The organism is Paracoccus marcusii, assembly GCF_006151785.1.
Classification (GTDB): Bacteria; Pseudomonadota; Alphaproteobacteria; order Rhodobacterales; family Rhodobacteraceae; genus Paracoccus; species Paracoccus marcusii.
The window spans coordinates 1-9,952 of record NZ_VDDD01000125.1 but is presented as its reverse complement, the minus strand read 5'-3'; the positions used below and the strand labels follow the sequence as shown (position 1 = coordinate 9,952).

Here is a 9,952-nt window from a genome sequence, read left to right as displayed (position 1 = left end):
GCCCGTCAGGCTGGTCCTGCCGCAGGCACGCCGCGCCGCACCCCCGCGGCCTGTCCGGCGGACGCGCAGGCCCCGCGCGCCGCCATGCCCCTGAAACAATGACGATCTGAACGGACACCGCCCTGGCGGGCGGTTCGTCGCGACCTCATTCTTTCAGGACATCCAGATGACAGACATGAACCAAGACCGGGCGGCCACGCCCCCGGCACCGACCGACATGGACGCGCAACCCGGCCCGGTCGAGGACTGGCGCCTGGTGCAACCCCCGACCACGCCGCACAGCGTCCTGCTGCACTGGGCGATCTTCGCGCTGGTGTTCGGCGGGGTGATCGGTGCCCTCGTGCTGATCTACTGACCGGCGCGGCATGGTGCGGCGGGGCCGTGCCATGCCCGTGGCCTGTAGAAAAGGACAACTCTCAATTGGGCAGCGTTTTGGACTAAACCGACATAAGTCAGCGGGTGCGAATCGCCGGGCAGAAGCCCTCAGCGACCCGCGGCATGTGATGTAACCAGCGACATTGTGAGGACTATCCATGGCCGCAGATATTCCCGGAACCACGGGTGACGACACGATCGTGGGCACCGCCGAGGGCGACACGATCAACGGCGGCTCGGGCAATGACACCATCGACGGCGGTCCCGGAAATGACACCGTCAACGGTGGCGAGGGCGCGGACCATCTGACCTGGAACGGGTCGGCCGAGGGTGGGGAGCACGACACGTATATCGGTGGCGACGGGCATGTGCCCGTCTTCGACGGTTCCTATGTCATCGGCATGACGGGGTCCGAGAATTACACCTTCGATCCCTACAACCACAACGGCGGCGACACGCTGAGCCTGAACCCGGACAGCAACGCCGACATGACGGTCACCTATTCCTCGACCGAGGCAGGGACCGCGACCGATTCCAACGGCAACACCATCGAATTCCAGGGAATCGAGCGGGTGTACCTGGGGGACGGCAACCACAATGTCGACGCCTCGAATGCCGACATCCTGTATGTCGACGGCCCGACGCACACGGTCGGCATGCGCCTTTATTCCGGCAACGGCAATGACACGATCCTCGGCAGCTCGGGCACGGACTACATCCAGAGCGGCGGCGGCAACGACATCGTCCATGGCGGCGACGGCAACGACGTGATCGAGACCGGCGGCGGCGACGACGTCGCCTATGGCGGGGACGGTGACGACGGCTATCGTTGGGGCAACGGCGGCAGCGACGCGCCGATCGGGAACGACCTGTACGACGGCGAAGGGGGGTACAACACCCTGAATGCCTGGCAGTCCGCCCCGTCGGAGCCCACCGAATCCGCGCCCGGCGTGCATGTCGTGCTGGACAGCTCCAGCTCGGGCGACATCGACGCCCTGGGCGGCGTGGACGGGCATCTGCGGTTCCTGAACATGCAGAACCTGCGGACCGGCGGCGGTCATGACGTGATCGACGGATCGGCGGCAGGCGTCGATGGATACCGCGTCTTTGCCGATGCGGGCGACGACATGATCATCGGCAGCGACGGCAACGACGTCCTGGAAGGCGGGTGGGGCGCCGATACCATCATCGGCGGCCTTGGCAATGACGAGATCTCGATGAACGGCGATCTGTTCGCCGCCGTCAGCCGTCCTGATGCCGAGGTCGACACGCTGGTCCTGACCGGCGGCTTTGGCCATGACACGATCCGCGGGTTCGGGTTCGGGGACGAGCTGGACAGCGAGGGCAACCCCGCCGCCGCGGACGTGCTGGACCTCAGCGGCCTGCATGATGCCGATGGCAACCCGATCGACCTGTCAGACGTCAAGATCCGCGCCGATGTGGACGAGTGGGACAACAAGTACGCCGTCATCTCCTTCCCGAACGGGGAAGAGCTGTGGATGCGCGACGTCGATCCCGACAGCCTGACGCCGTCGCGCCTGAACGGGATGGGCATTCCCTGCTTCTGCGCGGGCACGATGATCCGCACCCCCGATGGCGACGTCGCGGTCGAGGACCTGCGCGTGGGCGACCTGGTCGAGACCCGCGACAACGGCGCCCGTCCGATCCGCTGGATCGGGGGGCGCGCGCTGGACCGCGTCGATCTGACCATGGTTCCCAAGCTGCGTCCGATCCGCATCCGCGCGGGCGCCCTGGGGCAGGATCTGCCAAGCCGCGACCTGATGGTGTCGCCGCAGCATCGCGTGCTGGTCCGGTCGGCCATCGCGCAGCGCATGTTCGGCACGACCGAGGTTCTGGTCGCCGCACGTCAGCTGACCGCTCTGGACGGCGTCGATGAGGTCGCGGTGGACTCGGTCCAGTACTATCACATCCTGTTCGCCCGCCACGAGATCGTCTTCTCGAACGACGCGCAGACCGAGTCGCTGTACACCGGGCCGCAGGCGATGAAGTCCCTGGGCCAGGCCGCGCAGGACGAGATCTTCACGCTGTTCCCCGAACTGCGTGCCGGCCCGTCGGAACCCGCACGGCCCTTCGTGCCCGGCGGCAAGGCGCAGAAGATGGTTCAGCGCCACCGCCGCAACGGCAAGACGCTGGTCTGCTGACCGGGACCAGGCGTCCACGGCCACTGCATCCGAAGGCATGCCGCCTTTGGTTGCGGTGGCCGTTCATTTAGGCGTCGGCCATCAAATTTCTGCATCCGAAGATGCGGTCACGTCACGGGCCGCACAGCGTGCAATGCGCCGATGTCGCCGGCGGCCACCGCCACGGTCTTCAGGATCGCGTGGCAGGGTTGTCCCGGCGCAAGACCCATCGCGGCGACGGAGCGGCGCGTCAGGCGAGCCGTCAGCGTGTCGGACCCAACGGTCAGGACGACCTGCGCGTTCGGTCCTTCCTCGGCCGTGATCGCGGCGATGCGGCCCGCCAGGATGTTCAGCGCCGACAGGCCCTGCGGCCGATCCCGTGACAGGATGACGTCGCGTGCCCCCACGCGCAGGCGCACATGCGTGCCGGGCGGGGCATCCAGGCGGGCGACGAAGACCGGACCCGCCCCCGTCTGCAGACGTGTCAGCCCGTCCGCATCATGGCTGGCGACGCGCGCGGTCAGGACCGATGCCGTGTCCGCACCAACCGCGCCCGCATCGCCCAGGACCTGCGCCGGCGGCCCGATGGCCGCGACCCGCCCGGCCCGCAGCGCCACGACGGTGGTGGCCAGCCGCGCGACCTCGGCGCTGGAATGGCTGACATAGAGGATCGGCACGCCGGCCTCGTCGCGCAGGCGTTCGAAATAGGGCAGGATCTCGGCCTTGCGGGCCTCGTCCAGGGCGGCCAGCGGCTCGTCCGCCAGGATCAGGCGCGGGGCCGCCAGCAGGGCGCGCCCGATGGACACGCGGCTGCGCTCTCCGCCGGACAGGGTTCCGGGACGGCGGGCCAGCAAGGGGCCGATGCCCAACATCTGCACCACGCGATCCAGATCGGGCGCGGTGGCGTCGCGCGGCGCGAACCACCGGCCATAGAGGAGGTTCTGGCGGACCGACAGATGCGGGAACAACCGCCCCTCCTGGAAGACATAGCCAAGGCGGCGGCGGTGGGGGGGCAGGTGGCGCCGAAGGGCGCTGTCGGTCAGGACCCAGTCATCGACCGCGATCCGCCCCGCATCCGGTCGCAGCAGGCCCGCGACCGCGTTCACGACCGTGGTCTTGCCCGAACCGGATGGCCCGAACAGCACCGTCAGCCCCGGGGGCGCGTCGAACGCCACGTCCAGGTCGAACCCGGCAAACCGGTGGGTCAGGCGGACCTGCAGCGTCATGCGCCTGCCACCCGCCGCGCGACGCGGCGCGCCAGAACCTCTGACAGCAGCAGCGCGGTCATGGCGATGGTGATCGACACCAGGACCAGGCGCCCCGCTGCCGCCTCTCCGCCCGGCGCCTGCAGCAGGGCATAGATGGCCGAGGGGACGGTCTGGGTCTGGCCGGGGATGTTCGACACGAAGGTGATGGTCGCCCCGAATTCACCGATCGCCTTGGCAAAAGCCAGGATCGATCCGGCCAGCACGCCTGGCAGGATCAGGGGCAGGGTCACCGTGGCGAACACCCAGGAAGGGCTGGCGCCAAGCGTGCCCGCCGCCGCCTCCAGCCGGGGATCGACGGACTCGATCGCCAGGCGGATGGCACGCACCATCAGCGGAAAGGCCATGATTGCGGCCGCCAGCGCCGCCCCGGTCCAGCGGAACGAGAAGATGATGCCCACCGTCTCCAGCCACTGCCCGACGCTGCCCCGCCGCCCGAAGGTGACCAGCAGCAGATAGCCCGTGACCACCGGCGGCAGGATCAGCGGCAGGTGGACGATGCCGTTCAGGATCTGCTTGCCGGGAAAGGACCAGCGCGCCAGCGCATAGGCGGTCAGGATGCCCAATGGCAGGCTGACCAGCGTGGCGACCAGCCCGACCCACAGCGACAGGCGCACCGCCTGCCATTCGGTCGGTCCCAGCCAGGATGTGACGGCGTCGATCATTGTGGGGTCGTGAAGCCGAACTCTGTCCAGACCGCCCGTGCCGCGTCCGACGACAGATAGTCCAGAAAGGCCTGCGCCTGATCATTGTCCGACTGCGCGGTGACGGCGGCGGGATAGACGATCGGGTCGTGGCTGTCGGCGGGAAAGGTGCCCAGGATGGTCACGTCGTCCTGCGCGGCGGCGTCGGTGGCATAGGTGATGCCCAGGGGCGCCTCTCCGCGCGCGACGAAGGTCAGGGCGCTGCGCACGTTTTCCGATTGCGCGACCATTGGCGCCACCGCGTCCCACAGCCCCAGATGGGTCAGCGCGGCCTTGCCGTAGATGCCCGCCGGGACGCTGTCGACCATCGCCATGGACAGCCGCCCCCCGTCCAGCATCGCCGTCAGGTCCAGCGTCTTGTCGATGGTCACCGGGGCGGCGTCGCCATGCGCGATCAGCACCAGGCTGTTGCCCAGCAGGTCGCGGCGCGTATCGGGACGGATGTCCCCCGAGGCTTGAACCGCGTCCATCCAGTCTTCGCTGGCCGAGATGAAGATATCCGCGGGCGCGCCCTGCTGGATCTGGCGGGCCAGGGCGGACGAGCCGGCATAGGACATCACGGCCATCTGACCGGTCTCTTCGCTCCACTGGGCAGCAATGCGGTCCAGCGCGTCGGTCAGGCTGGCGGCGGCAAAGACGGTGACGTCATCGGCCAGCCCGGGGGACGCGATCAGCGCCACGCAGGCGGCAAGGGCAAGGCGATCCGGGCCGGGCATGGTGATCTCCGTCGGTGATATGTCCGGGTGGATATAACGCAACGAAGGGCGGACCTGGCAAGCGCTATTTTCGGGCGGACATATCGACGCACAGGCAGGGTCGGGGTGTGGACGATCAGATCAGATGAGTTGGGGATGGCGGAGGGTCGGAACCGCGAGGAATCTCGGCTCAGAAGGCTTCCAAGAATCGCCTTCGGTCCGAGGATTCAAATGGCGGCCTCATCTACACCGAAGGCGATTCTAGATCCTTCGCCGACATGATTTTTGCATTTGTTACCAATCGGGTAAGTGAAAATCACCCCTCGCGGTTCTGGCCATCGGAGCGCATCTCGCGCACCGCCGCGAGCAACTCCTCGATCGCCTGTTCGGCCGCCGCGAGTTTCATCGCCACCATCAGGTCCTGACGCCCTGCCAGCGCAAGGAACGTTCCCAGCACGTCGTCGGAATGCCGGGCCAGCGCCACCAGATGCTCGCCACTCGGGCCGTATCGGCCGGCAAACCAGTTCTTCACCGTTTTCTCGTTCGCCCCCGTCCAGGACGCAACGATCTTGGCGCCCGCCCTGCTGTCCTCATGGGACCGACGCAGTGCAGCTGCGATTTCGTCGGCGAACCCGTTCTCCGGATCACTCCGACCATATCCGTTTTGTTTCGGAAAGAACTTGCCCTTTTTCGGAAACGACATTCCGGCCTCCCTCGCTGTAGATGGATGAGAGGGATTCAGCCCTGGATTCAGGCGGTTCGGATGGATTGGCCAGCAATACCGAGGAGATGCATGTGTGAGCGGTCGTTTGGTGGCCAATTCGGGCAAGAGCGACGGTGCGGCCGAGCCGGACGTGCCCGCCGTCGCCTACGTCCGGATGTCGACGGATCACCAGAAATACTCGACCGAGAACCAGCTGGACGTCATTCGGAACTACGCCGCCGCGCGGGGCCTGCAGATCCTGCGCGTGTTCGAGGACTCTGGCCGATCCGGGCTGCGGCTCGATGGTCGCGAGGCCTTGCAGAACCTCATGGCCGAGGTCCGTTCCGGCCACGCCGATTTCAAGGCGATCCTCGTCTATGACGTCAGCCGGTGGGGTCGGTTTCAGGACGCTGACGAGGGCGCTTACCACGAACACGTCTGCTCCCGCGCGGGGATCCGGGTCCATTACTGCGGCGAGCAGTTCGAGAACGACGGCAGCATCGGCTCGAACCTGCTGAAGACCGTCAAGCGGGTGATGGCTGGCGAATACAGCCGCGAGCTGTCGGTCAAGGTCTTCGCCGGACAATGCCGCCTGGTGGAGCTTGGCTATCGTCAGGGCGGCGCGGCCGGATACGGGCTGCGGCGGGTGCTGATCGACGAGCACGGCAACCCGAAGGGCGAACTATCGCGCGGCGAGCAGAAAAGCTTGCAGACAGACCGCGTCATCCTCGTCCCCGGCCCCGAGGAGGAACAGCGGGTCGTCCAGCGCATGTACGAGATGTTCGTGCGCGAGGGGCGTCCGGAGCGGGAGATCGCGGAGGTTCTGAACGCCGAAGGTCACCGCACCGATCTCGATCGGCCGTGGACCCGGGCGACGGTCCATCAGGTGCTGACCAACGAAAAGTACATCGGGAACAACGTTTTCAACAAGGTGTCCTTCAAGCTGAAGCAGCGTCGGGTGGTAAACCCGCGCGAAATGTGGATCCGGGCCGAGGGCGCCTATCCTGCCATTGTTGACGAGGCGCTGTTCCTGCGCGCCCGGGAGATCGTGGACGCCCGCAGCCGCCATTTCTCGGATGAGGAATTGCTCGACGCGCTGCGCGCCATCCTCAAGCGACAGGGCATGCTGTCGGGCCTGATCATCGATGAGGAGGAGGATCTGCCGTCCTCCAGCGCCTATCGCAGCCGCTTCGGCAGCCTGCTGCGCGCCTATCGACTGATTGGCTACGAACCCGACCGGGACTACAGCTACATCGAGGTCAATCGGGCCCTGCGGCAGGCGCATCCGCAGGTCGTGGCCGAAATCATCGCCGGCATCACCCGGCACGGCGGGCGGGCTGTGCAGGACCCGGATACCGATCTGGTGCGCGTCAACGACGAGTTCACTGTGTCCATCGTTCTGGCCCGCTGCACCGCGACGGCGGCCGGGTCGCTGCGCTGGCGCATCCGCCTCGACACTGGCCTTGTACCGGACATCACCATCGCCGTGCGCATGGACGAGGTGAACGAGGCGCCGCGCGACTACTACTTGCTGCCCAGCATCGACATGACCTTCGGGAAACTGAAATTCGCCGAGCAGAACGGGCTCGCGCTCGATGCGTACCGGTTCGACACGCTCGATTTCTTCGACGCGCTCGCCTCGCGGGCGAGGATCGCGGAGGTGGCGTGATGCCCGACGACTTGGAGCCAACGAGCCAGAAGCAGGTGACCCTGATCCCGACCGACAGGGTTCGGGTCCTCAACCCCCGCGTCCGAAATCGGCGCACCTTCGAGGCGATGGTGGAGAACATCGCGCGCATCGGCCTGAAGCGCCCGATCACCGTGGCACCGCGCCCCGGGACCGATCCGCAGGAGTACGACCTCGTCTGCGGTCAGGGCCGCCTCGAGGCCTTCGTCGAACTGAAGCAGGACCACATCCCCGCCATTGTGATCGACGCTGACGAGAGCGATTGCCTCGTGATGAGCCTCGTTGAGAACTGTGCGCGGCGGCAGCACAACCCCATCGACCTGATGCGCGAGATCGGCGCGCTCCGCCAGCGCGGCTACAACGACCGTCAGATCGGCGAGAAGATCGGCGTGTCCACCGAATATGTGAACATGATCGCGGGGCTGCTGGAGAAAGGCGAGGAGCGCCTGGTCTCGGCCGTGGAAACCGGGGTGCTTCCGCTGAATCTGGCCATACAGATTTCCAAGACGGACGCCAAGGGCGCGCAGAAGGCACTGATGGACGCCTACACCCAGAACAAGCTGCGAGGCCGGAAGCTGGCGCTCGTGCGCCGCCTGATCCAGCAGCGCGAACTGCGGGGCCCGCAGATCCACAGCAACCAACTCGGACGCAAGCCTCCGAAACGTGCCCTGACGAGCGAGGGCCTTGTGCGGGCGTATCAGCAGGAGGCGACGCGCCAGAAGCTGCTTATCAAAAAGGCCGAGCTCACCCAGAGTCGGCTGATGTTCGTGCGCGAGGCGTTCCGGAAGCTCTGCGCGGACGAGCATTTCATGACCCTGCTCAGGGCCGAGGGGCTCGAGACAATGCCCGCCGACCTTGCGCGGCCCGTGACTGACGGGGCTCCGGCATGAAGCGCGAAGCACGCGAGACCCCGAAGAGCGTCACGCTCGGGTTCGAGGACGACTGCGTCACGCTCCCCATCGATGCGATCCTGCCGCTCCGCGCCCTCGGCAAGTCCGCAAAATCCAGCCGGAAGTATCGGCAGATCGTGGCTTCCATCGCCCAGATCGGGATCGTCGAGCCGCCCGTCGTGGTTCGGAACCCTGACAAGTCCGCCACCTGGTTGCTGCTCGACGGCCATCTTCGGATCGAGGCGCTGAAGGACGCAGGCGAACAGGAAGTGGAGTGTCTGGTCTCCACCGACGATGAGGCCTTCACCTACAACCGTCAGGTCAGCCGCCTTGCGCCGATCCAGGAACACAAGATGATCCGAAAGGCGATCGAGCGCGGCGTGCCCGAGGAGAAGATCGCGCTCGCGCTCGATCTCAACATGAGCAGCATCCGGCGCAAGGTGCGCCTTCTGGACGGTATCTGCGAGGAAGCGGTTGCGATCCTGAAAGACAAGCCCGCGACCGGCGCGGTGTTCGACGCGCTGCGCAAGATGAAGACCATGCGCCAGATCGAGGCGGCCGAACTGCTGGTCAACGCGAACAACTATTCCGTCGCCTACGTGAACGCGATCCTCGCGGGAACGCCGCAGGCCCAATTGGTCGAATCCTCCAAGGCGAAGAAGGTCAAGGGGATAACGCCCGAGGCGATGGCGCGCATGGAACAGGAACTGGCCCGCCTGCAGGAGGGGATCGCCTCGATACAGGACACCTACGGCCAGGACCACCTGCATCTGACCGTGATCAAAGGCTATGTCGGCAAGCTGCTCGGGAACGCCCGGGTCGTGCGCTATCTGGCGCAGAACCACCCCGAGTTCCTCGGCGAGTTCCAGACGATCACCGAGATCACGCCGGCCGAGGCCGCCGACGCCGAGTAGCCGTTCGCGGCGAATGAAGGGGACCCGGACCCGATAAGCGCGGGGACCGCGGGAGACGCCGGACTGTGGGCCGGATCGAGCGCGGTGGTGGGGATGGCGGCGAACCCGCTCGGAGCCCACCAGGCTGGCTCGAGTTTTCGCCGGCCGCGCGGTCGCGCATGCGGCTGCGTTCCATTCGGGGCGTGTCGGAGACCGGGCCACTCCGGCACGCCCATTTGCCCACTCGAAAAACATGGTGAATCCGCGACGTCCTGAGGTAGTGCGTTGCGGTTCTCTGCGAAAAGAGAACATCTAAAAAACGAAACAGGCACAAAAGAATCGAAATTCATCCATGCGAGTTTTTATGCTATTGATTCCATTGTGCATCGTAAGAATGTGTGAGGTCTGCGTAGCCTTTGGGGTCTCTGCGCATTTCGGAGGGGTTGAGTCATCGAAAATCTCGGCTCAGAGCCCTGCAGTCATGCGCTGGCAGAACTGCACGAGAGCGCTCGTCTCCGAGCGATTGTTAGAGCGTTTCTGCAAAACCCGGAATCATGGGATTTTCATAGGGGTCTGCTTGTGATTCATCCTTTCTAGGA

The 9,952-nt window shown here is 66.1% G+C and carries 9 protein-coding genes; 5 read left to right on the top strand and 4 right to left on the bottom strand.

Annotated elements, in window-relative coordinates; genetic code table 11:
• Nucleotides 1-175: 175 nt before the first annotated feature.
• Together FHD68_RS15525 and FHD68_RS15520 are read left to right on the top strand one after the other, a co-directional pair.
• Nucleotides 176-355, top strand: coding sequence for a hypothetical protein (locus FHD68_RS15525; RefSeq protein ID WP_139086167.1), 180 nt, complete (start codon nt 176-178; stop codon nt 353-355).
• Nucleotides 356-533: 178 nt separating this feature from the next.
• A complete protein-coding gene (locus tag FHD68_RS15520) occupies nt 534-2,537 on the top strand; it encodes a Hint domain-containing protein (protein ID WP_127898044.1) in 2,004 nt (667 codons plus the stop codon).
• A 107-nt stretch (nt 2,538-2,644) separates the two neighbouring features.
• Here FHD68_RS15520 and modC read toward each other — a convergent pair whose 3' ends face one another.
• The 4 genes from modC to FHD68_RS15500 all read right to left on the bottom strand — a co-directional run bounded on the left by modC (nt 2,645) and on the right by FHD68_RS15500 (nt 5,883).
• Nucleotides 2,645-3,742: a molybdenum ABC transporter ATP-binding protein gene (gene modC / locus FHD68_RS15515; protein WP_127898045.1), complete on the bottom strand. Its 1,098-nt coding sequence runs from the start codon at nt 3,740-3,742 to the stop codon at nt 2,645-2,647.
• A complete protein-coding gene (gene modB / locus FHD68_RS15510) occupies nt 3,739-4,446 on the bottom strand; it encodes a molybdate ABC transporter permease subunit (RefSeq protein WP_127898046.1) in 708 nt (235 codons plus the stop codon). Before modB ends, modC begins: the two co-directional genes overlap by 4 nt.
• Complete coding sequence (gene modA, locus FHD68_RS15505) at nt 4,443-5,201, bottom strand: molybdate ABC transporter substrate-binding protein (protein ID WP_127898047.1); 759 nt, start codon at nt 5,199-5,201, stop codon at nt 4,443-4,445. Before modA ends, modB begins: the two co-directional genes overlap by 4 nt.
• 295 nt (nt 5,202-5,496) lie before the next feature.
• Nucleotides 5,497-5,883: a hypothetical protein gene (locus tag FHD68_RS15500; RefSeq protein ID WP_127898048.1), complete on the bottom strand. Its 387-nt coding sequence runs from the start codon at nt 5,881-5,883 to the stop codon at nt 5,497-5,499.
• A gap of 151 nt (nt 5,884-6,034) precedes the next feature.
• Between FHD68_RS15500 and FHD68_RS15495 the strand changes: the two genes are divergently transcribed.
• From FHD68_RS15495 to FHD68_RS15485, 3 genes are read left to right on the top strand one after another with little or no spacing between them, the layout of a single operon-like run.
• Nucleotides 6,035-7,552 (top strand): recombinase family protein, encoded by a 1,518-nt coding sequence (locus tag FHD68_RS15495; RefSeq protein WP_167550417.1) that lies wholly within the window; start codon nt 6,035-6,037, stop codon nt 7,550-7,552.
• Entirely contained in the window at nt 7,552-8,460 is a 909-nt protein-coding gene (locus FHD68_RS15490; protein ID WP_094020045.1) for a plasmid partitioning protein RepB C-terminal domain-containing protein, read from the top strand. Before FHD68_RS15495 ends, FHD68_RS15490 begins: the two co-directional genes overlap by 1 nt.
• On the top strand, nt 8,457-9,374 hold the full coding sequence (locus FHD68_RS15485; RefSeq protein WP_127898049.1) for a plasmid partitioning protein RepB C-terminal domain-containing protein: 918 nt from the start codon (nt 8,457-8,459) through the stop codon (nt 9,372-9,374). The genes FHD68_RS15490 and FHD68_RS15485 overlap by 4 nt, the downstream gene beginning before the upstream one ends.
• Nucleotides 9,375-9,952 lie beyond the last annotated feature (578 nt).

Bases quoted from the DNA above. Each gene is read 5' to 3' on its own strand.
- FHD68_RS15485 (WP_127898049.1), top strand. From the start codon at position 8,457: ATGAAGCGCGAAGCACGCGAGACCCCGAAGAGCGTCACGCTCGGGTTC.
- modA (WP_127898047.1), bottom strand. From the start codon at position 5,201: ATGCCCGGCCCGGATCGCCTTGCCCTTGCCGCCTGCGTGGCGCTGATC.
- FHD68_RS15520 (WP_127898044.1), top strand. From the start codon at position 534: ATGGCCGCAGATATTCCCGGAACCACGGGTGACGACACGATCGTGGGC.
- modB (WP_127898046.1), bottom strand. From the start codon at position 4,446: ATGATCGACGCCGTCACATCCTGGCTGGGACCGACCGAATGGCAGGCG.
- FHD68_RS15525 (WP_139086167.1), top strand. From the start codon at position 176: ATGAACCAAGACCGGGCGGCCACGCCCCCGGCACCGACCGACATGGAC.
- FHD68_RS15500 (WP_127898048.1), bottom strand. From the start codon at position 5,883: ATGTCGTTTCCGAAAAAGGGCAAGTTCTTTCCGAAACAAAACGGATAT.
- modC (WP_127898045.1), bottom strand. From the start codon at position 3,742: ATGACGCTGCAGGTCCGCCTGACCCACCGGTTTGCCGGGTTCGACCTG.
- FHD68_RS15490 (WP_094020045.1), top strand. From the start codon at position 7,552: ATGCCCGACGACTTGGAGCCAACGAGCCAGAAGCAGGTGACCCTGATC.